General features: G+C 65.3%; 23 protein-coding genes and 4 pseudogenes. 12 read left to right on the top strand and 15 right to left on the bottom strand.

Features of this window, described 5'->3' with window-relative positions:
• Positions 1 to 31: 31 nt before the first annotated feature.
• The 3 genes from V7S63_RS27415 to V7S63_RS27405 are packed head-to-tail and all read right to left on the bottom strand — an operon-like array spanning position 32 to position 2662.
• A complete protein-coding gene (locus V7S63_RS27415; protein WP_091839556.1) occupies positions 32 to 1042 on the bottom strand; it encodes a transketolase family protein in 1011 nt (336 codons plus the stop codon).
• Positions 1039 to 1917 (bottom strand): transketolase, encoded by an 879-nt coding sequence (locus V7S63_RS27410; protein ID WP_336532645.1) that lies wholly within the window; start codon positions 1915 to 1917, stop codon positions 1039 to 1041. The genes V7S63_RS27415 and V7S63_RS27410 overlap by 4 nt, the downstream gene beginning before the upstream one ends.
• Positions 1910 to 2662: an SDR family NAD(P)-dependent oxidoreductase gene (locus tag V7S63_RS27405; protein WP_091839562.1), complete on the bottom strand. Its 753-nt coding sequence runs from the start codon at positions 2660 to 2662 to the stop codon at positions 1910 to 1912. The genes V7S63_RS27410 and V7S63_RS27405 overlap by 8 nt, the downstream gene beginning before the upstream one ends.
• Positions 2663 to 2799: 137 nt before the next feature.
• Here V7S63_RS27405 and V7S63_RS27400 point away from each other — a divergent pair, with 137 nt between their 5' ends.
• Positions 2800 to 3684, top strand: coding sequence for a LysR substrate-binding domain-containing protein (locus V7S63_RS27400; protein ID WP_336532644.1), 885 nt, complete (start codon positions 2800 to 2802; stop codon positions 3682 to 3684).
• Positions 3685 to 4625: 941 nt separating this feature from the next.
• Here V7S63_RS27400 and V7S63_RS27395 read toward each other — a convergent pair.
• A complete protein-coding gene (locus V7S63_RS27395; protein ID WP_244543954.1) occupies positions 4626 to 5036 on the bottom strand; it encodes a winged helix-turn-helix transcriptional regulator in 411 nt (136 codons plus the stop codon).
• Between the two features lie 182 nt (positions 5037 to 5218).
• On the opposite strand from V7S63_RS27395, the gene V7S63_RS27390 reads away from it, so the two are divergent.
• The 8 genes and pseudogenes from V7S63_RS27390 to V7S63_RS27355 all read left to right on the top strand — a co-directional run bounded on the left by V7S63_RS27390 (position 5219) and on the right by V7S63_RS27355 (position 12592).
• Positions 5219 to 6055 (top strand): alpha/beta fold hydrolase, encoded by an 837-nt coding sequence (locus tag V7S63_RS27390; RefSeq protein WP_336532643.1) that lies wholly within the window; start codon positions 5219 to 5221, stop codon positions 6053 to 6055.
• Between the two features lie 69 nt (positions 6056 to 6124).
• Positions 6125 to 6271, top strand: a complete 147-nt coding sequence (locus V7S63_RS27385) for a hypothetical protein (RefSeq protein WP_336532642.1) — start codon at positions 6125 to 6127, stop codon at positions 6269 to 6271.
• On the top strand, positions 6268 to 6546 hold the full coding sequence (locus V7S63_RS27380; RefSeq protein WP_336532641.1) for a XapX domain-containing protein: 279 nt from the start codon (positions 6268 to 6270) through the stop codon (positions 6544 to 6546). The genes V7S63_RS27385 and V7S63_RS27380 overlap by 4 nt, the downstream gene beginning before the upstream one ends.
• Positions 6546 to 8516 carry an amidohydrolase gene (locus tag V7S63_RS27375; RefSeq protein ID WP_442896529.1) on the top strand — a complete coding sequence of 657 codons (1971 nt, stop codon included), beginning with the start codon at positions 6546 to 6548 and terminating at the stop codon, positions 8514 to 8516. Before V7S63_RS27380 ends, V7S63_RS27375 begins: the two co-directional genes overlap by 1 nt.
• Before the next feature lies 1 nt (position 8517).
• Positions 8518 to 8907: a DoxX family protein gene (locus tag V7S63_RS27370; protein ID WP_091839587.1), complete on the top strand. Its 390-nt coding sequence runs from the start codon at positions 8518 to 8520 to the stop codon at positions 8905 to 8907.
• Positions 8907 to 10538, top strand: coding sequence for an MFS transporter (locus V7S63_RS27365; protein ID WP_336532640.1), 1632 nt, complete (start codon positions 8907 to 8909; stop codon positions 10536 to 10538). Before V7S63_RS27370 ends, V7S63_RS27365 begins: the two co-directional genes overlap by 1 nt.
• Positions 10535 to 11884 (top strand): annotated as a pseudogene (locus V7S63_RS27360) (alginate export family protein). Before V7S63_RS27365 ends, V7S63_RS27360 begins: the two are co-directional and overlap by 4 nt.
• A 33-nt stretch (positions 11885 to 11917) precedes the next feature.
• A complete protein-coding gene (locus V7S63_RS27355; RefSeq protein ID WP_336532639.1) occupies positions 11918 to 12592 on the top strand; it encodes a hydrolase in 675 nt (224 codons plus the stop codon).
• 193 nt (positions 12593 to 12785) lie between these two features.
• On the opposite strand, the pseudogene V7S63_RS27350 reads toward V7S63_RS27355, so the two are convergent.
• Positions 12786 to 12931: pseudogene (locus V7S63_RS27350) on the bottom strand (integrase); the annotation flags it as partial.
• Between the two features lie 67 nt (positions 12932 to 12998).
• Between V7S63_RS27350 and V7S63_RS27345 the strand changes: the two are divergent.
• Positions 12999 to 13148 (top strand): annotated as a pseudogene (locus tag V7S63_RS27345) (transposase); the annotation flags it as partial.
• 45 nt (positions 13149 to 13193) lie between these two features.
• Here V7S63_RS27345 and V7S63_RS27340 read toward each other — a convergent pair.
• The 5 genes from V7S63_RS27340 to V7S63_RS27320 all read right to left on the bottom strand — a co-directional run bounded on the left by V7S63_RS27340 (position 13194) and on the right by V7S63_RS27320 (position 17313).
• Positions 13194 to 14216 (bottom strand): Gfo/Idh/MocA family protein, encoded by a 1023-nt coding sequence (locus V7S63_RS27340; RefSeq protein ID WP_336532638.1) that lies wholly within the window; start codon positions 14214 to 14216, stop codon positions 13194 to 13196.
• Positions 14217 to 14293: 77 nt separating this feature from the next.
• On the bottom strand, positions 14294 to 15067 hold the full coding sequence (locus tag V7S63_RS27335) for an amino acid ABC transporter ATP-binding protein (protein WP_336532637.1): 774 nt from the start codon (positions 15065 to 15067) through the stop codon (positions 14294 to 14296).
• Between the two features lie 28 nt (positions 15068 to 15095).
• Positions 15096 to 15938 (bottom strand): transporter substrate-binding domain-containing protein, encoded by an 843-nt coding sequence (locus V7S63_RS27330; protein ID WP_442896528.1) that lies wholly within the window; start codon positions 15936 to 15938, stop codon positions 15096 to 15098.
• A gap of 54 nt (positions 15939 to 15992) precedes the next feature.
• Positions 15993 to 16634: an amino acid ABC transporter permease gene (locus V7S63_RS27325; protein WP_336532636.1), complete on the bottom strand. Its 642-nt coding sequence runs from the start codon at positions 16632 to 16634 to the stop codon at positions 15993 to 15995.
• Between the two features lie 10 nt (positions 16635 to 16644).
• Positions 16645 to 17313, bottom strand: coding sequence for an amino acid ABC transporter permease (locus V7S63_RS27320; protein ID WP_336532635.1), 669 nt, complete (start codon positions 17311 to 17313; stop codon positions 16645 to 16647).
• Between the two features lie 333 nt (positions 17314 to 17646).
• On the opposite strand from V7S63_RS27320, the gene V7S63_RS27315 reads away from it, so the two are divergent.
• Positions 17647 to 18240: a TetR/AcrR family transcriptional regulator gene (locus tag V7S63_RS27315; protein WP_336532634.1), complete on the top strand. Its 594-nt coding sequence runs from the start codon at positions 17647 to 17649 to the stop codon at positions 18238 to 18240.
• Between the two features lie 78 nt (positions 18241 to 18318).
• Here the strand turns inward: V7S63_RS27315 and V7S63_RS27310 are convergent.
• Positions 18319 to 18762 (bottom strand): annotated as a pseudogene (locus tag V7S63_RS27310) (type II 3-dehydroquinate dehydratase).
• A gap of 167 nt (positions 18763 to 18929) precedes the next feature.
• On the opposite strand from V7S63_RS27310, the gene V7S63_RS27305 reads away from it, so the two are divergent.
• Positions 18930 to 19619, top strand: coding sequence for a GntR family transcriptional regulator (locus tag V7S63_RS27305; RefSeq protein ID WP_336532633.1), 690 nt, complete (start codon positions 18930 to 18932; stop codon positions 19617 to 19619).
• Positions 19620 to 19880: 261 nt separating this feature from the next.
• On the opposite strand, the gene V7S63_RS27300 is transcribed toward V7S63_RS27305, so the two are convergent.
• The 4 genes from V7S63_RS27300 to V7S63_RS27285 form a co-directional block, all read right to left on the bottom strand.
• Positions 19881 to 22238, bottom strand: coding sequence for a heavy metal translocating P-type ATPase (locus V7S63_RS27300; protein ID WP_336532632.1), 2358 nt, complete (start codon positions 22236 to 22238; stop codon positions 19881 to 19883).
• A gap of 125 nt (positions 22239 to 22363) precedes the next feature.
• A complete protein-coding gene (gene copM, locus V7S63_RS27295) occupies positions 22364 to 22813 on the bottom strand; it encodes a CopM family metallochaperone (protein WP_336532631.1) in 450 nt (149 codons plus the stop codon).
• A 22-nt stretch (positions 22814 to 22835) separates the two neighbouring features.
• Positions 22836 to 23210 carry a hypothetical protein gene (locus V7S63_RS27290; RefSeq protein ID WP_336532630.1) on the bottom strand — a complete coding sequence of 125 codons (375 nt, stop codon included), beginning with the start codon at positions 23208 to 23210 and terminating at the stop codon, positions 22836 to 22838.
• An 18-nt stretch (positions 23211 to 23228) separates the two neighbouring features.
• The gene (locus V7S63_RS27285; RefSeq protein ID WP_336532629.1) at positions 23229 to 26354 is read right to left on the bottom strand and encodes an efflux RND transporter permease subunit; all 3126 of its coding nucleotides are present in this window, start codon (positions 26352 to 26354) and stop codon (positions 23229 to 23231) included.
• Positions 26355 to 26360 lie beyond the last annotated feature (6 nt).

The following is a 26360-nucleotide window of genomic DNA, read 5'->3' as shown; positions in this document are numbered from 1 at the left end:
TTCTGTCGATGGTCGATGGGCGAAGGCGGTCTCAGCCGACCCACTCCTTCACACGGGCGCAGATCGCCTCGGTCGAGATGCCGTAGCGGTCGTGGAGCGTCGGCAGCGCGCCGGCCGCCAGGAACTCGTCCGGCAGGCCGATCATGCGGAAGGCGGGATGCACGCTCTCTCTCATCAGCAAGCCCGCCACGGCCTCGCCCAGCCCGCCAATGACGGTGTGGTTCTCAGCAACGATAACGAGACGACCGGGCCTGGAGCAGGCGTCGACGATCGCCGCGGCATCGAGCGGCTTGATCGTAGGGACATGCAGGACTGCGGCCCCGATCCGGTCATTTTCGAGGAGCTTTGCCGCCTCAAGCGCGCGCATCGTCAGGATGCCCGACGAGACGAACAGGACCTCCGCTCCGTCGCGCAGGAGCTTCGCCCTGCCGAGCTCGAAGCTGTACCCGTACTCGTCGAGCACGAGAGGCACCTGCCCGCGCAGCAGCCGCATATAGACCGGGCCCTGATGCGCGGCGATGGCCGGCACGGCCTGCTCGATCTCGTGCGCGTCGCAAGGGTCGATCACCGTGATGTTCGGCATCGCCCGGAATAGTGCGAGATCTTCGGCCGCCTGGTGCGAGGGACCGTAGCCCGAGGTCAGTCCCGGCAATGCGCAGACGATCTTCACATTGCGGTCTTCTTCCGCGATCGTCTGGTGGATGAAGTCGTAGGCGCGACGCGACGCGAAAACGGCATAGGTCGTCGCGAATGGCGTGAAGCCTTCGGCCGCGAGTCCCGAGGCCGCCCCGAAGAGCAGCTGTTCGGCCATGCCCATCTGGTAGTGCCGCTCGGGAAGGGCCTGCGCAAAGATGTGCAGGTCGGTGTACTTGCCGAGGTCGGCGGTCATGCCGAGGACACGCTCGTCGCTCTTCGCCAGCTCGACGAGCGCATGGCCGAAAGGCGCAGGCTTCGTGCGCTGACCTTCGCCAGCGATCGAGGCAATCATCGCCGACGTGGTAAGGCGCGGCTTGCCCGTGGACGGTGGTACGGCGGGCTTCATGCGGGCCTCCGCTCGTCGAGCGCTTGGAGAGCGAGCGCCCACTCATGGGCTTCGACGCGGATGAAGTGGTTCTTCTCGCGTGCCTCCAGGAAGGGTACACCCTTACCCATTAGCGTATCGGCGACGATCATGGCCGGCCGGCCCTGTCCGCGCTGGGCCTTGCAGGCGTCGAAGGCATCGCGGACGGCGTCGAGGTCGTTGCCATCGACCCGCGTCACAAACCATCCGAAAGCATGGAGCTTGTCGACGAGCGGCTCGAAACCCATGACCTTGGTCGAGGGTCCGTCCGCCTGCTGGTTGTTGATGTCGACGACGGCGATCAGGTTGTCGAGCTGGTGATGGGCGGCGCCCAGGATCGCTTCCCAGACCGAGCCCTCGTCGAGCTCGCCATCCGAAAACAGCGTATAGACGGTCGCGTCCGAGGCCTTGCGCTTGAGCCCGAGCGCCCGGCCGACGGCGATCGAAAGCCCGATGCCGAGCGAGCCGCCCGACATTTCCATGCCGGGCGTGTAGGCGGCCATGCCGGACATCGGCAGGCGGCTCTCGTCCGAGCCATAGGTTTCGAGCTCGTCCTCGGGGATGATCCCGGCCTCGATCAGCGCGGCGTAGAGCGCGATCGCATAGTGGCCGTTGGAGAGAAGGAAGCGGTCGCGGCCTTCCCACTCCGGATCGTCCGGCCGGTAGCGCATGGCGTGGAAGTAGGCGGCAGCCAGCACATCGGCGATGTCGAGCGCCTGGGCGATGTAGCCCTGGCCCTGGACCTCGCCCATCCGGATAGCGTGCCGCCGGATGTTCCAGGCGCGACGCGCGAGCGAGACGTTGTGGCCGATCGGAGCGTGGCCGGCTCGATCGGCATCATGCGGTGCCTCAGCCATGGATCAGCATCCCGCCGTTCACGTCGATCACCGCGCCGGTCACGTAGGCCGAAAGGTCGGAAGCGAGAAAAAGATAGATGCCCGCCACATCCGCCGCGTCGCCGAGGCGGCCGAGCGGGATGCCCCGGAGGATCTCCCGGCGCATCTCCTCGGTCAGTTTGCCGCCGGTGATGTCGGTCTCGATCAGACCGGGCGTGACGCAGTTCACGCGGATGCGGTCGGGGCCGAACTCGCGCGCCATCGCCTTGGCGAGGCCGAGCACGCCGGCCTTGGCGGCAGAGTAATGCGGCCCGCCGAAGATGCCGCCGCCGCGCTGCGCGGAGACCGAGGACATGCAGGCGATCGAGCCGCCGCCGCGCGCCTGCATGTGTGGGATGAAGACTTGGCTCAGGAAGAGCACGCCCTTGGTGTTTACGTCCTGAATCCGGTCCCAGCTCGCCTCGTCGATATCGAGCGTCTTCACCGGCTGCGTCACGCCGGCATTGTTGACGAGGATGTCGATCCCGCCGAATGCGGCGATGACCGCGTCGGCGGCCGACTGACAGGATGCCTTGTCGGCGACGTCGCAGCGCAGACCGATATGGCCGGGACCGAGCCCGGCCGCGGCTTGGCGCGCTGCAGCCTCGTCGATGTCGAGGATGGCGACGCGGGCGCCATGGGCCGCGAAGAGCCTGGCGGTCGCCAGGCCGATCCCGCGTGCGCTCGCCGCGCCAGAGATGGCAGCAGTCTTGTTCTGCAGAAGCATGTCCGTCCCTAGAAGCACTTCTTATGCTGCTGAGAGTGGCTCATGGATCGGCAGCTGGGAAACGCAAAAAATTGCGTCTTACATGAATTGAGTTCAGGTATAACGCCCTGGCCCGACATCGCCCGGAGCTCGCCCGATTGAGACGCCTTCCACTTTCCTCGCTGCAGGCCTTCGAGGCAGCGTCACGGACAGGGTCCTTCCGTGCGGCCGGAGAGGAGCTGGGAATATCGTCGAGCGCGATCAGCCATGCCATCCGCAAGCTCGAGGAGCTGATGGGCACCACGCTCTTCGATCGTCAGAGCCGCGCCATCCGCCTGAACGGAGCGGGCGAAGCGCTCCTCTCCCATGTCGCGACCGCGTTCGACGAGATGCGGCAGGGCGTCGAGACGATCGGGGCTCGCTCAGGAAATCTCCTGCGACTGCACTGCGCGCCTTCGATGGCGACGCAGTGGCTGATGCCGCGGCTGCGCGGCCTGCTCGAGACGCAGCCGGGACTGGAGGTGCGACTGGCGGCGGGTATCGACTATCCGCGTTTCGAGCACGACGAGTTCGACGCCGACATTTGTTACGGACCGCCCCGTCAGGAAGGGCTCGTCGTCATCCCGCTTGGCGAGGAGACCGTGACCCCGCTCTGCGCGCCCGAAGTGGCCGAGAACATCCGCACGATCGAGGATCTCAAGTCGGCCAAGTTGATAGAAAGCGACAACAAGCGCGTGCGGTGGGCCGGCTGGTTCGCCGCCAACGACCTCTCTTCGCAAGCTTCGCGCGGATCACGCTTCGACCGCTCGTTCATGGCGATCGCTGCGGCGGTCGACGGACTCGGGGTCGCGCTCGAATCCACGCGCCTGGCCGAACGCGAGCTCGCCGATGGTCGGCTCGTAGCCCCTCTGGCTGGCCGCGCGCAGGACGTCCGCTATATCGGCCACTACCTCGTCTTTCCGCGGGTGGCGAAATCCCGGCTCGCCGTCCGAACCTTCGCGCGATGGCTGACTCAAGAGCTGAAGCTTAGCTCAGTCGATTAGCGAGCTGCCCGGAAGATTGGACCGTTGCGGACCTCTATGGCACCTATCGTTTGATTTGGTGCGGAGCAGGAAGCCGGGCGAGCAACGCTGACCTCGCTTGCGCAGCCAAGGTTCAATCGGGAATGCCGAGCAAGGTGGCGCAAAACGGGCTTGAGCGAAGAATTAGAGGCTGCCTTGCGACAGAAGCCGCCCTTCAGCGACTGAAGGGAAGCGGACGTTGGTCACACCGTGGCCGAGAGTATCGATTGACAAGCGGCCCATGCTCCGAGGCTAATCAGCGTTAATTCAGCGCAACGCGAAGAGACCCGACGAGCCGCCGCTCTCGACAGCCTCGGCTGCGATACGGCCGGTCCCATTCGCAATGAGCGGCTTCAGGCTGGACGTTCGGTCGTCATGCGCAAGACGTCCAAGCGACCTCTCGGCCGGGTCACGACCACTGAGAGTATCCGCGGGGCGTTGCGGGGTGTTTCGCTTTCGGGGCATTACCGTCGCTCGATTGTGATCGACGGCCGGGAAAAGCTCTTCACCTTCGATCCGGGAAAGATCTATCTGCGCGACTTCAGCGCCTGCTTTCCCAGGGCCAGGAGGCCCGCGCAAAGGAGTTGCTCGCCAGCCATCTCGACGGCGATGTTCTGGTCGGAGACATTGCCGCGGCGTGCGGGATGTCCCGCAGCAGCTTCATGTAGGGCTTCCGCGCGACCAGCGGCACGACGCCGATGCAGTGGCTCACGCACATGCGGATCGAGACCGCCAAAAAGGCTCCTGGAAGGCAGCGAACTTTCGCTGGCGGAGATCGGCGCCCGATGCGGCTTCGCCGACCAGAGCCACTTCGCACGCGTCTTCTCCGCGAGGAGGGGTGCTCCGCCGGGAGCATGACGCCGCCGGGCTTGAGGCTGGGGGGATCCGCGGCCGGACGATCGGGCACAAGCCCGGACGATCGATCAAGACCCGGACGTCTCTTTCTGACCAATTTTGGAGAGGCTGGCAGACATCAGGCTCTCGCTGCTGGCGAGAGCCGCGTCGACCGCCAGACCCGAGGGTGTCAGGGAGTACTCGACATGCAGCACGCGTCCGCTGAGGTCGCGGCGCTCGACATAGCCTGCCGCTTCCAGCGCCTTCAGCCGGGCCGACAGGACCCGTGCCGAGAGACCGGGCGGGAGCTGCCGGCGAAGCGCCCCGAAACGAAGTGCGCCATGGCGCGCCAGCGCGAGCACGATGTGGCTCGTCCATTCCTGCGCGAAGAACTTGAGGAAGCCATCGGCGGCGCAGGCTTCACGGGCATCGGGGCCGGCGGGCCGCTCGATGCCCTCATCGGGATCCGGTATCCGCGAGGTAACTAATGGCGTTCCCACGATGGCCTCGCTAACATATCGACGAAATGTCGTTAAAGCACAGCATGGCCATTGAAGCCAACTCAGTTTTTCCTGGCAGCACTGTCGAACATTCGGTGCCTTCTTTGTCCAAAATGAAGACGTGAGTTATCGATGCTCTACTATGAAATATTTATGAGATCAGTCGAGAAGAAGGATTGAGTATGCCTCTAGTCAAGACCGGTGAAGGTGTCGAAATCTTCTACAAGGATTTCGGGCCGAAAGACGCGCAGCCCCTCATGTTCCATCACGGCTGGCCCCTGTCATCCGACGATTGGGACGCGCAGATCCTGTTCTTCCTCGGCATGGGCTATCGCGTCGTCGCGCATGACCGCCGCGGCCATGGCCGCTCGACCCATGTCTGGCAGGGCCACGACATGGATCATTACGCCGCTGACGCCTTCGCGGTTGTCGAGGCGCTCGATCTGCGTAACGCCGTCCATATCGGACACTCCACCGGCGGCGGTGAAGTGGCGCGCTATGTCGCCAAATATGGCGAGCCCGGGGGGCGGGTCGCCAAGGCGGTGCTGGTCAGTGCCGTGCCGCCCCTGATGCTCAAGACCGAAGGCAATCCGGGCGGGCTACCGCTCGAGGTGTTCGACGATTTCCGCAAGGCCACTGCCGACAGCCGCGCGCAATTCTTTACGGATGTTCCCGCCGGTCCATTCTACGGTTTCAACCGGGACGGTGCGAAGGCCTATCCTGGCGTCGTGCAGAATTGGTGGCGGCAGGGGATGATGGGCAGCGCCGTCGCCCATTACGAAGGAATCAAAGCGTTTTCTGAAACGGACCAGACCGAGGACCTGAAGGCTATCTCCGTCCCCACACTCGTGCTCCACGGCGAGGATGACCAGATCGTGCCGATCGACGCCTCGGCCCATGCCTCGATCAAGCTGCTGCGAAACGGCACGCTCAAGACCTATCCCGGCTTCAGCCACGGCATGCTGACGGTCAATGCCGACGTGCTGAACGCGGATCTGCTGGCCTTCATCGAGAGCTGAGCGACAGGCCGGCGCCCCGTTCGACGGACGCCGGCCACTCACTCGAACTCACCGCAAAGGATTTTGGTCATGACGACCCTCTCCAAACGCGCCTGTACCGCGGTGCTGGTCCACGGAGCCCGGGCCGACGGTTCGAGCTGGATGCGCGTCATCGCGCGCCTCGATACCGTCGCCGCGGCAAGCGGGCCTTCCTCCGTCACACAGGCCGCGCGATGAAAATCTACCTCTTGTCACTCGGCGCCGGCCTTCTGGTCGGCGTGATCTACGCATTGATCAATGTACGGTCGCCGGCGCCGCCCGTGGTCGCGCTTGTCGGGCTCCTCGGGATTTTGGTCGGCGAACAGCTGCCACCTTTAGTGCGGAGCCTCTGGGCGAAGGCGCCTGCCAATCAATCCTGGGAACATCAGGTGAAGCCGCATGTCTTCGGACATCTTCCGGCCGGCAAGGCGGCCGGTGGCAAGCCTGGCTCCGACATCGGAGGGAACGGCTGATGCCTACCCGACGCGCCATTCTGGGCGGGCTCGCCATGCCCGGCCTTGCCGCCTCTGCCTTGGGCCAGACTTCACCATCCGGAGACAAACCGATGTCCGCCGATCTCATCCTGCATAGCGGCCTGATCACGACGCTCGACCGCGGAAACCCCGCGGCCAGCGCGGTGGCCATCAAGGATGGGCGCTTCCTCGCCGTCGGCCGCGAGGCCGAGGTGATGGCCCATGCAGGACCGGATACCAAAATCGTCGATCTGAAGGGCAAGCGGGTCCTGCCCGGCCTGATCGACAACCATCTCCATATCATCCGCGGTGGGCTTAACTTCAACATGGAGCTGCGCTGGGACGGCGTGCGCTCGCTCGCGGACGCGATGTCCATGCTGAAGCGCCAGGTGGCGGTGACGCCGCCGCCGCAATGGGTCCGCGTCGTCGGCGGCTTCACCGAGCATCAGTTCGCCGAAAAGCGCCTGCCCACGATCGAGGAGCTGAACGCCGTCGCACCGGATACGCCGATCTTCATCCTGCATCTCTACGATCGCGCGCTGCTGAACGGCGCAGCGCTGCGAGCTGTCGGCTATACGAAGGACACGCCCAACCCGCCCGGCGGCGAGATCACCCGCGACGCGAGCGGCAACCCGACCGGCCTGCTGCTCGCCCGGCCGAACGCCAACATCCTCTATGCGACGCTGGCCAAGGGGCCGAAGCTGCCCTTCGACTACCAGGTCAACTCGACCCGCCATTTCATGCGCGAGCTCAACCGGCTCGGCGTCACCGGCGCGATCGATGCCGGTGGCGGCTACCAGAATTATCCGGACGATTACGCCGTCATCCAGAAGCTCGCCAACGAGAACCAGCTGACGATCCGCCTCGCCTACAACCTGTTCACGCAGAAGCCGAAGCAGGAGAAGGAGGACTTCCTCAACTGGACGAAGACCTCCAAGTACAAGCAGGGCGACGATTATTTCCGCCATAACGGCGCGGGCGAAATGCTGGTCTTCTCCGCCGCCGATTTCGAGGATTTCCGCGAGCCGCGCCCCGACATGCCGCCCGAGATGGAGGGCGATCTCGAAGGCGTGGTGCGCATCCTCGCCGAGAACCGCTGGCCCTGGCGCCTGCACGCGACCTATGACGAGACGATCTCGCGCGCCCTCGATGTGTTTGAGAAAGTCGACAAGGACATTCCGCTCACGGGCCTGAACTGGTTCTTCGACCATGCCGAGACGATCTCGGAGTGCTCGATCGACCGCATCGCCGCGCTCGGCGGCGGCGTCGCCGTGCAGCACCGCATGGCCTATCAGGGCGAGTATTTCGTCGAGCGCTATGGTGCCGCTGCCGCCGAGGCTACCCCGCCGGTGGCGCGGCTGCTTGAGAAGGGCGTCAAGACCTCGGCCGGCACCGACGCCACCCGCGTCGCTTCCTACAACCCCTGGGTCGCGCTCGCCTGGTTGGTCACCGGCAAGACCGTCGGCGGCCTGCGCCTGACGCCGCAGCGCAACTGCCTCGACCGCGAGACGGCTTTGCGGATGTGGACCGAGAACGTCACTTGGTTCTCCAACGAGGAGGGCAAGAAGGGCAGGATCGCGGTCGGCCAGTTCGCCGATCTTATCGTGCCCGACCGCGACTTCTTCGCCTGCCCAGAGGACGAGATCTCGTTCATCACGGCCGACCTCACCATCGTCGGCGGCAGGATCGTTTATGGTGCCCGCGATTTCGCCAGCACCGACGAGAGCACCCCGCCGCCGGCCATGCCGGACTGGTCGCCGGTGCGCACCTTCAAGGGCTATGGCGCCTGGGGGGAACCTGATGGCGCCGGCAAGAACTCGCTGCGGCGGACGGCCATGACGAATTGCGGCTGCGCCAATTCCTGCGGCGTGCATGGCCATGATCATGCCAGCGCCTGGTCGAGCAAGCTGCCGGTCGCCGATCTCAGGAGTTTCTGGGGTGCGCTCGGCTGCGCCTGCTGGGCGGTCTGACATGACTGGCGCAGTCCGCTTCCTTGCCCTGCTCCTGCTCTGCGCCGCCTATATCCAGGGGCCGGTGACCAAGATCTTCGATTTTCAGGGTGCTCTCGTCGAAATGAGCCATTTCGGCCTGACGCCGGCGCCGCTCTTTGCGGTCGGGGTGATCGGCTTCGAGCTCGGCGCGACCGCGCTCATCCTGATCGGCCGCTGGCGCTGGCTCGCCGCGCTGGCGCTCGCCGGCTTCACCCTGGCCGCGACGTTCATCGCCGTGCGCTTTTGGGAGATGCCGGCCGGCCAGGGGCGGATGATGGCGATGAACGGCTTCTTCGAGCATCTCGGCCTGATCGGGGGCTTCATCCTGGTCGCGCTCGACGATCTCGCCCAGACGAAGGAGACGCGATGATGAGCGAGGCTCCGTCGCACCCGCCCGCTTCGAGCTTCGCGCCGCTGCGCCAGAAGGTCTTCGCTGTGCTCTGGGCGGCGACGATCATTGGCAATATCGGCTCGTTCATGCGCGATGTCGCCAGCGCCTGGCTCGTCACCGACCTCTCCGGCGCGCCCGCCGCGGTCGCGCTGGTCCAGGCTGCTGCGACGCTGCCGATCTTCCTGCTGGCGATCCCCGCCGGCGTCCTCTCCGACATCCTCGACCGCCGCAAGTTCCTGATCGCCATCCAGATCCTGCTCGGCTGTGTCAGCCTTGCGCTGATGGCGCTGGCGAGCCTCGGCCAGCTCAGCGTGCCGGCGCTGGTGGGCCTCACCTTCCTGGGCGGTGTCGGCGCGGCGCTGATGGCGCCGACCTGGCAGGCGATCGTACCCGAGCTGGTCGGCAAGGGGGATCTGAAGAGCGCAGTTGCGCTCAACTCGCTCGGGATCAACATCTCGCGCGCCATCGGCCCGGCACTGGGTGGGCTGATCCTCGCCGCCTTGGGCGCGGGATTCACCTATGGCGCCGACGTGCTGAGCTACGTCATCGTCATCGGCGCGCTGCTGTGGTGGCGGCGCCCGCAGGGCGCTGACGATGCCCTAAGCGAGCGCTTCGCTGGCGCCTTCCGGGCGGGGCTGCGCTACGCCAAGGCGAGCCGCGAACTGCATGTGGTGCTGCTGCGTGCCGCGATCTTCTTCGCCTGCGCCAGCGCCGTCTGGGCCTTGCTGCCGCTGGTCGCGCGCAATCTGCTCGGCGGCGGCGCTGGCTTCTATGGTGTTCTGTTAGGGGCGGTCGGCGCCGGCGCGATCGGCGGCGCCGTGCTGTTGCCGCGCCTACGCGCGCATCTGGGTGCCGATGGGCTGCTGCTTCTCTCGGCTGTCGTCACCGCGGCGGTGATGGCAGCGTTGACGCTCGGCCCGCCGCAATGGCTCGCCCTCGTCATCCTGCTGTTGCTTGGCGCGGCCTGGATCGTCGCCCTGACCACCCTTAACGGCGTCGCCCAGGCGATCCTTCCAAACTGGGTGCGGGGGCGAGCGCTCGCGGTCTACCTCACGGTGTTCAACGGCGCGATGACCGCCGGCAGCCTCGGTTGGGGCGCAGTCGCGGAGGCAGCCGGCATCCGCGGCACTCTGCTGATCGGCGCGGGTGCGTTGCTGGTCGCCGGCCTTGTGATGCACCGGATCAAGCTGCCGGCGGGCGAGGCGGACCTCGGGCCATCCAATCATTGGCCGGAGCCGCTCGTCGCCGAGGCCATCGATAATGATCGCGGTCCCGTCCTGATTCTAATCGAGTACAGTGTGCCGCAGGCCGATCGCGAAGCCTTCCTGGAGGCGATCTACGCGCTCTCGGTCGAGCGGCGCCGCGACGGCGCCTATGGCTGGGGTATCACCGAGGATACCGCCGATCCCGGCAAGTTGGTCGAATGGTTTATGGTCTCGTCCTGGGCCGAGCATCTGCGCCAGCATCGCCGCGTCTCCAAGGCCGATGCCGATCTCCAGAGCGAGGTCAGGCGCTTCCATGCCGAGGAACAAGGACCGGTCGTGCGGCACTTCCTCCATATCGACGCGCCGTATCAACCGGCCGCGTCCAAAAAGAAGACGGAGCCATGAGGCGGCTGCGCAAAGCGACGCTGGTCGGCGCGTGCTGGCTGCCGCTGGCCGGCGCCGCCATGGCACAGGCCGACAAGCCTGGCGGCACGCCGGAGACGGATCCGTTCGACCGCTTCAAGGATATCGCGCTGACGGCGGATGGCGCAGTCGGCTTGAGGCTCGGCGGGCAGATCCGCATCCGCCCGGAATTCTCGCGCCATCCCGTCTTCGGGCTGGCGACGCCGGACCACAATAACGGCTTGCTGATCCGCTCCTTCCTCTCGGCGGACCTCAGACTCGGCCCCTATCTGCGCGCCTTCGTCGAGGTCGTCAGCGGCCAGGCGCCGATCTGGGCCGGGCCGCCGCCGGGAACGCAGCTCGATCGGCTCGACCTGCGCCAGGGCTATGGCGAACTCACGCTGCCGATCGCGGCCGGCAGCCTGATGGTGCGCGGCGGACGCCAGGAGATGAGCTTCGGCTCCTCCCGCCTGATCTCGGTGCGCGACAGCCCGAACATCAGGCGTGCCTTTGACGGCGTTCGCGCCGCCTGGTTCGCGTCGCCCGACACCCGCGTCGACGCCTTCCTGGTGCGGCCGGTCGCGCCGCTGGCGGGGCTGTTCGACGACAGGTCGGACCCTGCCCAGGTGTTCTGGGGCGTATACGGGGCAAACCCCGTTCCCGGCGTCCCCGGCCTCAAGGCCGATCTCTACTATCTCGGCCTGAACCGCGAAAACGCCCGCTTTGCGCAAGGCACGGCCGATGAGCATCGCCATACCGTCGGCGCAAGGCTGTTTGGGAAGGCCGGCGGATTCGACTGGAATCTGGAGGGCGCTTACCAATTTGGCAATTTCGGACGCGCCGACATCCAGGCCTAGATGGCCTCGGCCGTGGTCGGCTACAGCTTTGCGGACCTGCCCTTCATGCCGCGCCTCGGCCTCAACGCCGATGCATTCAGCGGTGACGGCAATCTGCGCGACGGCAAGCTCGGTACTTTCAATCCGCTCTTCCCGCGACTGCCCTATTTCTCCGAGGCCAATCTCGTCGGACCGGCCAACCTGCTTAACATCCAGCCCAACATCACACTGGCCCTGCTGCCCAAGGTGAAGCTCACGCTCGGCTGGAATCCGCTCTGGAAGCAGGCGAAGGCAGATGCGTTCTACGGCCCGGCGATCACGCCCGTCGCGCGCACGGCCGGCGGCGCGGGCCGTTATCTCGGCCAGCAAGTCTCCACCACGCTTGAATGGACCGCGAGCGACCATCTCACGCTCGGCGGAACCTATGTTGCCTATGCGCCTGGGGAGCGCATCCGGCAGGCCGGAGGCCGCTCCGGCTCCTTCGCCGCCGGTTGGGCGACCGTCACCTTCTGAAGCCCCACGCAAGAGTCCCAAGAGGAGAACACCATGTCCCATCTCGAAGTCCTGACCCCGCAGAACAGCCAGCTCATCTTCATCGACCAGCAGCCCCAGATGGCCTTCGGCGTGCAGTCGATTGACCGGCAGGTGCTGAAGAACAATGTCGTCGGCCTCGCCAAGGCGGCCAAGACCTTCAATATCCCCACCACCATTACCACCGTCGAAACCAAGGGCTTCTCCGGCCACACCTATCCCGAGCTTCTGGCGGTCTTCCCGCAGAACAAGATCCTCGAGCGCACCTCGATGAACTCCTGGGACGACCAGAACGTCCGCGATGCGCTATCTGCCAACGGCCGCAAGAAGGTCGTCGTCGCGGGTCTCTGGACCGAGGTCTGCAACACCACCTTCGCACTCTGCGCGATGCTGGAGGGCGGCTACGAGATTTATATGGTCGCCGACGCCTCGGGGGGCACCTCGGCCGATGCGCATAAATACGCCATGGACCGCATGGTGCAGGCTGGCTGCGTGCCGGTCACCTGGCAGCAGGTCCTGCTGGAATGGCAGCGGGATTGGGCCCGCAAGGAAACCTATGACGCCGTCGTCGCGATCGCCAAGGAGCATTCCGGCGCCTACGGCATGGGCATCGACTACGCCTACACCATGGTCCATGGCGCGCCCGAGCGCGTCCCCCATGGCGAGACCATCGGACCACGCGCTGCGTGAATGGTTGTTGTCGACGTGCAGCAGGAAGTCAGCTAACGCCCGCAGTCGAGCATGAAGCTCGCAGTTCGTTCCCGTGTGCAGTCCGGTAGCTGCGGGGTCAACTTGCAGATGTCATGCCAGAATGAAAGCTAGAAAGGGACCCGGCGAAGGCAAAGGCTGCCGCCGGGCCCCGGCCCTTGTAAAGGTCGGTCTGCTAGGAAATGCGCAACGCGTCGTCGACCTCGATGCCAGATGTTTGACGTTGCTCACCAATTTCGAATGGCCCAGCAGGGGTTTGCACGCTCGCAGATTGCCGGTGCGCTTGTAGATCAACGCGACCTTAGTCCGACGAAGGCTGTGGATTGACGTTACCCCTCGGTCCTAAACCAGTTTGAAGTTCGTTCTGGCCCCGCAAGAGGACCAGAACATGAAACGCAGCCGCTTCTCGGAAGAGCAGATGATCGCGATCCTGAAGGAGCAGGAATCGGGTGATTCAGTCGCGGATCTGTGCCGCAAGCACGGTGTGAGCGACGCCAGCATCTACAAGTGGAAAGCGAAGTTTGGCGGGATAGACGTGGTGGTGCCGCGGATCATGGGGAGAACGCCCTTTCGAATTGTGACCCTAGGCGGCAACTTGCACGGAAGTCCTGGAGCGAGCGCTCTCGAGGATGGCGTCCAGCGTCAGCGCGATGTCGACGGATTCCTCCGGTGTTGCGCCCGTCCAATATTCCGGCCCCTGCCTGACCAGCCGCTCGAAGGATTCCGCCTCGGCCAGGAAGCCGTTGCCCGGGGCGACTTCGACGATTTCGGGAACGACGGTGTTAAGCGTGCCGCGCCGCAAGGTCAGGATCGGCGGCCCGCCGACCGGCGGATGGTTGAGGTAGGTCGTCTCGATCGTGCCGCCATCGCCGACGACCAGCGCATGGCGATGAAAGGCCGTGGCGAAGCTGCATGAGATCTGTGCCAGCGTACCATCCGGAAATTCGAGCGTCGCCACCGTGCTCAGGTCGACACCGGTCTCGCTCCAGCGCGCCGTCGCGCTGACGCGCTCTGGCCGCCCGCCGGCGGCGAGGAGTGCGAGGCTAACCGAGTAGCTGCCGGCATCGAGCAGCGCACCGCCGCCAACATCAGGTTTCAGGCGGATATTGCTGGGGTCGGAAAAGGCCACGCCGAAGCTCGAATGGATCAGCTGTACCTTGCCAATTGTGCCAGCGGCCAGCAATTCGCGCAGCTTCAGGGTCTGCGGCTGGGCGCGGTACGGATAGGCCTCGACCAGATGACGGCCGAAGCGCCTAGCGGCTGCAAACATGGCACGAGCGTCGGTCGCGTTGGTCGCCAACGGCTTTTCGCACAGCACGTGCTTGCCCGCCTCCATTGCGCGGATCGACCATTCGGCGTGGAGCGAGTTTGGCAGCGGATTGTAGACGGCGTCGATCGCCGGGTCGGCCAGCAGCGCCTCATACGAGTTATGGAAGCGCGGGATGCCGCACTCCTTGGCGAAGCTTTCGGCTTTCTTCGCCTCGCGGCTGGCTACCGCCGCGACCTTGACGGACGCCGAAGGCGCGACGCCGCTGGTGAAGGCGCGCGCGATATTGGCGGCTCCGAGGATGCCGATCTGCAGCGGCCGCGGTCCCACATCACCCATTTCGGTCTCCTCGACGACTTGGCCCGTCAGGCGGTTGGAGCAGCAGCGGTTCTGGGCCGCCCAGATGATGCTGCCTGTCAATGCTTGCGAAGGATCTCGCCCAGGAACTTCCGGGTGCGTTCATGCCGGGGCGCGGTGAAGAACTCGGCCGGTGGTGCCTCCTCGACGATCGCACCGCTCGCCATGAAGATGACCCGATCGGCGACCTGCCGGGCAAAGCCCATCTCATGGGTGACGCAGATCATGGTCATGCCCTCCTCGGCTAGGCCGATCATAGTGTCGAGGACTTCCTTGACCATCTCGGGGTCGAGCGCCGACGTCGGCTCGTCGAACAGCATGACCTTGGGCTGCATGCACAGCGCGCGGGCGATAGCGACGCGCTGCTGCTGACCGCCCGAGAGCTGGGCCGGATACTTCTCCGCTTGCTCCAGGATCTTGACGCGGGCGAGGAGCCGGCGGGCCGTCGCCTCTGCCTCTGCCTTGCTGACTCGCAGCGAGCGCATCGGCGCCAGCATGCAGTTCTGCAGCACGGTCATATGCGGGAACAAATTGAAGTGCTGGAAGACCATGCCGACCTCGCGGCGGATGGCGTCGATCGTCCTCGCATCATCGCCCAGCAAGGTGCCGCCGACCCAGATCTCGCCTTTCTGATAGGCCTCGAGATGGTTGATGCAGCGGATCAGCGTCGACTTGCCGGACCCCGACGGTCCACACAGAACGATCTTCTCGCCGGTGCGGACCGACAGGTCGATATCGGTCAGAGCCTTGAAATCGCCGTACCATTTCTCGACACCGGCCATGCTGATCATGGCGTCGCCGGCTGCTTGCGCATGCGAGGATTGGCTTGTCATCTCAAGACTCCGATCCATTCTTGACGGCTCAGCTAGCGGTGAAGGTGATGCCCTCGAGGCTGTCCGGGAATTTGTGGACGGGGACCTTCATCCACTTGTCGTAGACCTGCTGCAGCTCGCCGCTGGCCTTGATCTTGTCGATGAAGGTGTTGATCGCGGCGTTGATCTCCTTCTCGCCGAGACGGGTGCAGGCGCCGTTGTAGAGGTTCTGGAACTCAAGCTTGTTCTCGAACTCGCCCGGGCGGGCCTGGTCGATGCGCTGCAGGTAGAAGATATTGCCGCCGAGGGCCTGAACCTGGCCCGAGACCAGTGCCTGGATGCTAGGCGCATCGCCGTCATAGCGCCGGATCGTCGTGCTGGACGGGGCGTTCTTGGTGACCTGTGTGTCCTGCGCCGCGCCCTTGGCGACGCCGATGGTGAACTTGCCCATGTCCTCGTTGGTCTTGATCGTGTCGCTCTTCTTCCCGATCAGCACGATCGTGTTGGCGACATAGGGCTTGGAGAACTGAACGGCCTTGGCTCGCTCAGGTAGCATCGCCATGGTCGCGAACAGCACGTCGACGCGGCCGGTAGTCAGCGCGGGAATCCGGTTGTTGACCTCAAGCGGCACGAATTCGACGGAGACCCCGAGTTCCTTGGCGAACAGCGTGGCGATGTCGGCATCGAGCCCGTCCTGCTTGCCGCCGCTGGTCACGAAACCCCAGGGCGGGTTGTCGCCCTGAATACCGACTACGAGCTTGCCCTTCGCCTTGATCTCGGCCGGCGTGATCGCGAACCCCGACTGCGAGAGCAGGACCGGCGCGGCGAGCGCGAACGCGCCGCCGAGCAGCAGATGGCGGCGGCTCGGCAATCCCTTGATCAGCTTCTTCATGACGTTTCTCCCTCGGTTGAAAATGGCCTTGAGGCCCTGGTGGTCGGTGGCGTACTAGCGCGTCGTTGCTGCGAATTGGCGCTCAAGGCGCGCGCCGTAAAGCGACAGCGGCCAGCACATGATAAAGTAGAGAATGCCAACGATCCCGAAGACCAGCAGCGGCGCAAAGATCTGGTTCGAGATGATGTTTCCGGCCCTGGTCAGCTCGGTGAAGCCGACGATCGCGGCAAGCGACGTACCCTTGATCAACTGGACCAGGAAGCCGATCGTCGCCGGCAGCGAGATACGGATCGCCTGCGGCAAGATCACGTCCTTCATCCGCGAGAGGTAGTTCAGGCTGAGCGCCTTGGCGGCTTCCGTCTGCCCCTTGGGCACGGCCTCGATCGATCCGCGCCAGATCTCGCCGAGATAAGCGCTGGCATGCAGCGTGAACCCGATCGACACCGCGACCCAAGCGTCAAGCTTGAGGCCGATCAGGGCCAAACCGTAGTAAACCACGAAGAGCTGCATTAGGAGCGGCGTGCCCTGAAACAACGCGATGTAGCCTGCCGTCACGCGCTCCAGCAGCGGAAGCTCTGAGGTCCGCGCCAGCGCGACGGCGAGGCCCGCTATGCCGCCGCCGAGGAAGCCGACTGCCGACAGGGCCACCGTCCATTTCAGGCCGGTAAGGAGGAAGAGGAATTCGTCGGAACCCATGACGTCGTCCTCACTTCACCGGGTAGCTGAAATAGCGCGTCGAGATCAGCCCGAAGCCGCGCATCATCAGCCAGGAGATGACGAGGTAGAACACCGTCACGACGCCGTAGACCTCGAAGCTGCGAAAGCTGGAGGTTTCGATCTGCTGAGCGACCGAGGTCAGCTCGTAGGCCGAGATCGCCGAGGCGATGCTGGTCGTCAGCGTGAGCAGCACGAACTGGCTGGTCAGCGACGGAAAGATCGCCCGCAGCGCCGGCTTCAGAACGATCAGCCGGAAGACCTGTGTCTTGTGCAGGCCGAGCGCGAGGCCGGCCTCGATCTGCCCGCGGCCGATCGACTGGACGCCGCCGCGGATGATCTCGATAGCGTAGGCGCCGCCATTGATGCCGAGCGCGATGATCGCGGTGGGCGTCGGGTCGAGCCGAACGCCTGCCAGCGGCAGCGCAAAATAGATGAAATAGATCTGCACTAGGAAGGGCGTGTTGCGGATGACTTCGACGAAGGACTTGATAAACCAGCGCACCGGCGCGATGGGGGAGTCGCGTAGCATCACGCCGCCGATGCCGATGACGATGGCCAGCGCCATGCCGCCGAGCGCCAGCGCGAACGTGCCGAGGCAAGCGGCGAGCAGGCTCGGCAACCCATCCAGCACCGGCGTGAAATCGAGCTTGTAGTTCATGGCGTTTCCCAGAACGGCCGACCTTCTGGATGGGTCGGTTCACGTCGCGTCAGTGCAAGTCTTGTCGTGGCAATTCGGCCTTGATATCGGCGCCTCGTTCGGACGCCTTGATCGCGGTTCGCAGAAGAAGTTGTGCGGCCAGCAATCGGTGTTAAATGTACGAATTGGTTCAATTGGTCAAGTCAACTTAACCGCATGGTCCATTTCCTTTGTTCGCGATGGGAGGATGGCAAGGCGGCCGGAAGGTTCGACATGGAAGAGACGGCTCCGGCCACGCCTCGACGGGCAGGCAACGGAAAGAAGGCGGCGAGCTGGACACAGGACCCCGAAGGTGTGCGTCGCAACATACTCGCGGTCGCACGCGCCGAGTTCGTCGAGAACGGGCTGAGCGGGGCGCGGGTCGACGAGATCGCGGCCAAGACCTCGACCAGCAAGCGGATGATTTACTACTATTTCGGCGACAAGGAGGGGCTTTACCGCGCCGTTCTCGAGGAGATGTACGGCCGTATCCGCACGTTCGAGCGCAGCCTCGACCTCGCAGCGCTGCCGCCTCGCGAGGCGATCGCGACGCTGGCGGGCTTCACCTTCGACTATCACGCCGACAATCCCGACTTCGTCCGGCTGGTGATGGTCGAGAACATCCACCATGCCCGGCACTTGGAGAACTCGGCCAAGATCGGCGAGCTCAACCTCTCCGCGATCGACATGATCCGCGAGATCTACGAACGCGGCCGGCGCGAGGGCGTGTTCCGCGAGGGACTGGACCCGATCGACATCCACCTGACGATCAGCGCCCTCAGCTTCTACAACGTCTCGAACCAGGCCAGCATCCGGCAGGTCTTCGGGCACGACATGGGCGCGCCAAGCGCCCGCGAGCGCCGACGCGCCAGCACGATCGATACGGTGCTGCGCATGCTCGCTCGTTGATGGGCTAAGCTGCCAGCGCGCCATCGATTGCATGTCTGTCGTGGCGTTGGGCTGTTCCATGGCGTGAGCGCGGCGCCCTCAGCTTCGCTCGACCAGCCCGGCCATCGCCTGAAGGGCCAATTCATATCCGGCAGCGCCGAGCCCGATGATGATGCCGGTGACGGTCCGGGAGATCAGCGAGTTGTGGTAGACGCTCTCGCGCGCGTGGACGTTGGAGATGTGCAGCTCGATCTTCGGCCCGTCGAACATCTTCAGCGCATCCAGGAGCGCGACCGAGGTGAAGGTGTAGCCTGCCGGGTTGATGATGATCCCGCAGGCCTCGATGCGCGCCTGATGCACGCTCTCCACCAAGGCCCCCTCGAAATTCGTCTGGCGAAAATCGACCTCGAAACCGAGCGTCTCGGCCTTTTTCGCGCAGCTCAGGCGGATCTCGTCGAGCGTGGTCGTCCCGTAGATGGCCGGCTCGCGTTGGCCGAGTAGGTTTCAGTTCGGGCCGTTGAGAATGTAGATGCGTTTGCCCATGCCCGGATTCCTGCCGCCACGACACAGGCGTTGTCGCATCGGTGCGATTCCATATCAACTGATAATATTGAGATCATCGGGTAGTTTGCATTTGCCAGATTTTGTTCGACCCGGCTTTGCGAGGCCGACGGGTCGTAGTATCGGTCCGGAAAGATGCGAGCAGCGGCATGGCGGATTTGACGACGGGCATCGTGGGTGATGAGGTCGCGCCCGTCTCGACGGGCGAACAGGCCTACGAGCGTATTCGCTCAGACATCGTCTTCGGGCGGTTGCGGCCGGGGCAACGCCTCACGCTGGAAAAGCTGCGCCCGGCCTACGGCGTCGGCATTAGCACGCTGCGCGAAATACTCAGCCGACTTACGCCCGAGGGCCTGGTGACCGCAGAGGGTCAGCGCGGTTTTCAGGTTGCGCCCTGCTCGGCGGAGGATTTGAAGGAGATCGCGGCATTACGCCTGCTGATAGAGAAGGATGCGCTGGTGAAGTCGTTTCGGGCCGGCGACATGGAGTGGGAAGGCCGCGTCGTCGCCTCCCATCATAAGCTGGCGCGACTGGAGGCGAGCCTTCTGGCGGGTGACGCCTCCCGTACCCAGCAGTGGAAACGCTACGATTGGGAGTTCCATCAGGCGCTTGTCTCGGCCTGCGGGTCCAAGGCCCAGCTCGGCATCCACTCCGGCATCTATGACCGTTATCTGCGCTACCAGATGGTCTTTGTGATCTTCCGCGGGCTCGTTGCGGCCGACGAGCACAAAGCCCTGCTAGAATGCGCCCTGAAGCGGGACGCCAACAAAGCCGAGGCAATACTCGAGCGGCACGTCCAAGGCTGCCTCGACTTCGCATTTCAGAATCGCCTTATTTGATATCTGGGGCGAGTAGCTTCCCGCTGTTCGGAATGTTCTCCTCGCTATCCGCGGCCGACCTACCGATGCCCCTCACACGGCCGCCACAGATGCTGATCAAGTGCCCGGGAACGGTGATTTCGCGCCATAAGTGGAACTCGACTTCATGCCAGAAACCAGAACTTCGCTGGCCCGAGCCGAAGCGCTACTCCGCAAATGAAGCAGCCCTTTCGAATCCAAACGCGTAAGCGCCTGCCATCATAACAACGGCCGACGCAGCCCTCAGCCCAGCGAGACGCTCCGCAACCTGAGCGCATTGGCGATCACGCTGACCGAGGAGAGGGCCATCGCCGCGGCGGCGATGATCGGGGACAGCAGGATGCCGAAGAAGGGGTAGAGCAGACCCGCGGCAATGGGCACCCCCGCCGCGTTGTAGACGAAGGCGAAAAACAGGTTCTGACGGATATTGCCCATCGTGGCCCGACTGAGCTGGAACGCCGTTACGATGCCCTGTAGGTCGCCCTTGAGCAGGGTAACCCCGGCGCTCTCGATGGCGACGTCGGTGCCGGTTCCCATCGCGACGCCGATGTCGGCGGCGGCGAGAGCGGGCGCGTCGTTGACGCCGTCGCCTGCCATCGCGACGATCCGACCCTGAGACCGCAACTTGGCGACGACGCCGCTCTTCTCTTCCGGCAGCACCTCGGCTTCGACGTCGTCGATGCCAAGGCGGCGAGCCACGGCCTCGGCGGTCGTCCGGTTGTCCCCGGTCAGCATGACGATCCGGATGCCGGCCGCTTTAAGGGCCTTGATCGCCGCGGGCGTGGTTTGCTTGACGGGGTCGGCGATCGCAAGGAGGCCGGCGGCCCTACCGTCGATCGCGACCACGATGACGGTGGCGCCATCGCCGCGAAGCACCTCTGCTTCCGCGGAAAGCGTCGCGATGTCGATGCCGGCGTCGTCCATGATGCGATGGCTTCCGATGACCAGCGAACGGCCTTCGACGCTGCCCGTGACGCCCCTGCCCACGGGGCTGTCGAAACCCTGGGCCTCGCCGAGCGTTAGTCCTCGTTCCTTGGCGGCTTCGACAATGGCCTCCGCGAGCGGATGCTCGCTGGAGCGTTCCAGGGTTGCGGCGAGGCGAAGTACCTCGTCCTCGCTAAACCCCTCGGCGGCCTTCAGGCTCGTCAGCTTCGGCCTGCCCTCGGTCAGCGTCCCGGTCTTGTCGACGACGAGCGTGTCGACCTTCTCGAAACGCTCCAGGGCCTCGGCGTTCTTGATGAGCACGCCGAGGCTCGCGCCGCGGCCGACACCCACCATGATCGACATGGGCGTGGCGAGCCCAAGCGCGCAGGGGCAGGCTATGATCAGCACCGCGACGGCGGCGACTAGGCCGTGCGCAAAGCGCGGTTCGGGCCCCCAAAGCATCCAGGCCCCGAAGGCAATCACCGCCACGCCGATCACCAGCGGCACGAACGAACCTGAGACCTGGTCGGCGAGGCGTTGGATCGGCGCGCGCGAGCGCTGGGCCTGGGCGACCATGGCGACGATGCGCGAGAGCATGGTGTCGCTGCCGATCTTGCTCGCGCGCATGATGAAGCCGCCGCTGCGGTTCAGAGTGCCGCCGATCAGCGCCGAACCGACCTCCTTCGTGACCGGCATCGACTCGCCCGTGACCATCGCCTCGTCGATCGAGCTGCGGCCCTCGATGAGCTCGCCGTCGACCGGAACGGTCTCGCCGGGACGGACGCGCAACCGATCGCCGACGACGACGGCATCGAGGCCGATGTCCTCGTCGCCGCCATCGTCGCGCACTCGCCGCGCCGTTTTCGGCACCAGGTCGAGCAAGGCCCGGATGGCGCCGCCGGTCTGCTCGCGCGCCCGCAGTTCGAGAACCTGCCCGAGCAGGACGAGCACAGTGATCACCGCCGCCGCCTCGAAATAGACCGCCACCGACCCTTCGACGGATCGGAACGTCGCCGGAAAGATACCAGGGGCGACAGTCGCGACGACGCTGTAGATCCATGCCACGCCGATGCCCATCGCGATCAGCGTGAACATGTTCAGGCTGCGGTTCACGATCGACTTCCAGCCTCGCTCGAAGAAGGGCCAGCCGGCCCAGAGCACCACGGGCGTCGCCAGGGCTAGCTGTATCCAGTTCGAGGTTTGCGGACCGAGCCACGTGTGCAGGTCGAGGAGATGCCCTCCCATCTCCAGGAGGAACACGGGAAGGGCCAGCCCCAGGCCGACCCAGAATCGGCGCGTCATGTCGCGCAGTTCCGAGCTAGGCCCAGCCTCGCCCGTCGCGATCCCCGGCTCCAGCGCCATGCCGCAGATCGGACAGTTTCCAGGCGTTGGCTGCCTGATCTGAGGATGCATAGGGCAGGTGTAGATTGCTCCGGCCGGCGCTGGCTCGGTGGCAGGGTCCTCGCCCTCCGACAAGTAGCGCTCCGGCGCCGCCTTGAACTTGGTCTCGCAGCCCGCGGAGCAGAAATGATACGTCTGGCCTCCATGGACCGCCTTGTGCTTTGCGGTGGCCGGATCGACCGTCATCCTGCAGACCGGGTCCTTCTCGACCGGGGCTGCCGACGGGGGGCGATGGTCATGACCAGGTTCGCCATGGTGGTGATCGTGATGGGTCATGGGGGCCGGCTTTCTGCTTGATGACGAGCGGCCTGGGGGAACCGGGCCTGTTGGCCCGGCTCGTTGGCGTTTGGGTGGCGTCTCGCCACGCTTCGATGCATCTCCGTCCGCGACGGAGCCTAAGATTACTTCGGGGCGTTCTTGGTCAGCCACTCACGCATCTCGGCGATCTCGCGCTCCTGATCCTTGATGATCTGAGCGGCCATCGCCTTCGTCGTCTCATCTTTGGCATGAGCCAGGGCCACCTTGGCCATGTCGATCGCGCCCTGATGATGCGGGATCATCTTGGTGCGGAAGTCGACGTCCGGATTGCCTGTGTAAGGTACCGCCATGTCGTGCATCATCTTCATGTCGGCGGCCTTGAAGTCCTTGGTCGACGCGGCGTCGCCAGCGGCCGGCATCATCGTCTTCATCATGGCCTGCATGGAATCCATTTCCATCTTTCCCATGTCCGTCTTTCCCATGGGCGCCGCTCCGGCCGCGGGGGCCGCGCCATGCCCCTGATGGGATGATTGCGCGAAGGCGGGGCCGGCGAGGGCGAGGAGGATCAGCGTGGTGGGGATCGAGCGTTTCATCGGTTCGGTTCCTTCTTCGGGGTCAGTCGTGGGTGAAGCGCGCTTGAAGCGCGTGGCCATCGGCGAGCGTGGCCGAGACAACGACGCGTGCGCCCTTGCCGAGGGATTGGGCGAGGCTGCCGACGAGCTTGTTGGGTTCGACAGGCGAGAGTGCGACGGTCGCGGTCTTGCCGGCATCCTGGACGATGGCGCGGGCCGACTTCGTTCCCGCGGAGGCAAGCGGCTTGTCGGCGGCATCGGTGAGGTAGAGGACGAACTCGGTCCCCTTGGCCACCATCTCGACGTGGTGGCCCGCGACGTCGACCACGGGCCCGCCGTTGGGACCCTTCGAGACCTCATGGGCTCCGGCGGTCGACGCGAAGCCGACGATGGCCAGGGCGGCGATCGATTTGAGCATGTTGGTTCTCCTTTTCTCTCAGTAGGTCTCGGCAGGTGTCAGTTCCCCGCCTTCCGACGCGCGGCCAGACGCGATGCGCTCGAGCGGCTTGCGGCCGAAGGCGAGGAAGAGGATCGGCGTCAGCACCGTGTCGATGATGGTCGCCGAGATCAGGCCTCCGAAGATCGTGACGGCGACCGGATGGAGGATCTCGCGGCCGGGCTGGTCGGCGCCGTAGAGCAGCGGGACCAGCGCGAGTCCCGCCGACAGCGCCGTCATCAGCACCGGCGTCAGCCGTTCCAGGCTTCCGCGGATGACGAGGTCGCGCCCGAAGCTCTCTCCTTCGTGGAGGGCGAGGTTGATGTAATGCGAGACCTTGAGGATGCCGTTGCGGGCAGAGATGCCGGCGAGCGTGATGAAGCCGACCATCGACGCCACCGACAAAGGCTGGTCGGCGAGGTGCAGCGCGACGACGCTGCCGATGAGCGCCAGCGGGATGTTGCCCATGATGATCAGCGCCAGCACCGCCGACTGGTAGCGGGTGAACAGCACGACGAAGATCAGCGCCAGCGACACCAGGCTGAGCAGCCCGATCCGCAGCGTTGCCTCCTCCTGTGCCTGGAAGGTGCCCTCCATGCGGGTGACATAGCCCTGCGGCAGCGGCGTCTGCGCGACGACCCCACGGATGTCGGCGATGATCGCCGTCATATCGCGTTGCCCGTCGCCATTGCCGTAGACCGCTATCCGGCGCTGGCCGTTCTCGCGCTGGATCTGGTTGGGGCCGTCCGTCTCGGAGACCGAGGCGATCATGCGCAACGGCACGTGGCCGGACGGCGTCGCGATGAGGAGGTCCTCCAAGCCGTTAGTCGAACGATCCTGGTCGGACAGGCGCAGCATGACGTCGTAGCGGCGGTTGCCCTCTACGATCTGCGAGACCGTGCGACCGTTGGAGAGGGTCTCCAGCGCCTGCGTAACGCTCGCCGGGGTCAGGCCATAGAGCGCCGCCTTCTCATGGTCGACGTCGATACGCAGCTGCGGGATGCGGACCTGCCGCTCGACCTGGAGATCGACCAGCCCAAGCACGGAGGCCAGGCGCTCGCGCAGCGTCTCGGCCAAGCTGCGGATCGTGTCGAGGTCCTCGCCATAGACCTTGAGCGCGATCTGGGCCCGCACGCCTGAGAGCATGTGGTCGAGACGGTGGCCGATGGGTTGGCCGATGTTGACCGAGACCGGCAGGACGCTCAGCGCGGTCCGGATGTCGGCGTAGATCGCCTCCTTGGGTCGGTCGGAGCGATGCAGGTCGATATCGACCTCCGAGGAATGGACGCCCTCCGCGTGCTCGTCGAGTTCGGCCCTCCCGGTCCGGCGCCCGATCGACTTCACTTCGGGCACCTTGAGCGCCAGCTGTTCGGCGATGAGCCCTAGGCGATGGCTTTCGGCCAGTGAGATGCCGGGATTGTATTGCAGCGAGACGACGAGCGTGCCCTCGTTGAAGGGCGGCAGGAAGGTCCGCGGCAGCAGCGTCGCCCCGTACACGGCCAACGCCACGCAGATGCCCACGACCGACAGGATCAGGCCACGCGCCCCGAAGGCCCATCGCAGCAGCGCCGCGTTGCCGCGCTTGAGGTGGCGTACGACGAACGAGTCCCTCCCATGCCCGCCGGCCGTCCCCGAGAGCAGGTAATACGCCATCACCGGCGTCAGCGTGATCGACACGACCAGCGACGCCAGAATCGAGACGATGTAGGCGACCCCGAGCGGCGCGAAGAGCCGCCCCTCGATGCCCGACAGGGCGAAGAGCGGAATGAAGACCAGGATGATGATGGCCGTCGCGTAGACGATCCCCGACCGCACCTCCTGAGAGGCGGCCGCGATCACCGCCAGCACCGGCTTGGGCACGGCGCTCTCCCGGTTCTGCTTCAGGCGCCGCAGGATGTTCTCCACGTCCACGACCGCGTCGTCGACCAGTTCGCCGATCGCGATCGCCAAGCCGCCCAGTGTCATGGTGTTGATCGTCAGCCCGAAGAACTTGAAGACGAGGACCGTGGTCAGGATCGAGACCGGGATCGCGGTCAGGGAGATCATGGTCGCGCGGACGTTCATCAGGAACAGCAGCAGGATGACGGCGACCACGCCGGCCGCCTCCAGCAGCACGCGCTCGACATTGGCGATCGAGGTCTCGATGAAGGTCGCCTGCCGGAACTGGACATTCGTCGCGGAGATGCCGGAGGGCAGCGTCTTCTGGATCTCGGCCAGCGACGCCTCCACCTGCTTGGTCAGCGACACGGTGTCGGCCTCGGGCTGCTTCTGGATGCCGATGATCACCGCAGGCTTGCCCTGGTATCCGGCGTCGCCGCGCTTGACCCGTGCGGCGAACTCGACGGCCGCGACCTGGTGCAGCAGAACCGGCTGGCCCTGACGCTGAACGACGACCGTATTGCGCAGATCCTCCAGCCGGCGTGTCAGCCCGACGTTGCGGATGAGGTACTCCCGGCCCTGCTGGTCGACGAATCCGCCGCCGGTGTTGGTGCCGAAACGCGTGACCGCCGCCTCGACCTGCTCGTGAGTGACGTCCAGCGCCTGCAGAGCCGCGACGTCCGGGGTGATCCGGTACTGCCGGACCTCCCCGCCGATCGGGATGACCTGCGAGACACCGGCGATGTTGAGGAGCTGCGGCCGTATGGTGAAGTCCGCGATCTCGCGCACCTCCATCGGCGAGGCCTTCTCGGCCGTCACCGCCACCAGCATGATCTCGCCCATGATGGAGGAGACTGGGCCCATTTGAGGAGCGACGCCGCGCGGCAACTGCTCGCGAACAAGGGACAGGCGCTCGGCGACAAGCTGGCGCGAGCGGTAGATGTCGGTGCCCCAGTCGAATTCGACATAGGTGATCGAGAGCCCGACGCCCGAGACCGAGCGGACGCGAAGCACGCCCGGCATGCCGTTCATCGCCGTCTCCAGCGGGTAGGTGACGAGTTGCTCGACCTCCTGGGGCGCAAGTCCCTCGGCCTCCGTCATCAGGGTGACGGTCGGCCGGTTCAGGTCGGGGAAGACGTCCACGGGTACGCGCGGCAGCACGTATGAGCCGTAGGCGACGAGGACGAGCGCGGCGGCTATGACGAAGAGCCGGTTTCTCAGGCTGGCCGAGACCAGAAGGTTGAACATCGTGGC

This window comes from Allobosea sp. CCNWLY174 (genome assembly GCF_037120455.1).
Classification (GTDB): Bacteria; Pseudomonadota; Alphaproteobacteria; order Rhizobiales; family Beijerinckiaceae; genus Allobosea; species Allobosea lupini.
This window is presented reverse-complemented; position numbering and strand designations above follow the sequence as displayed.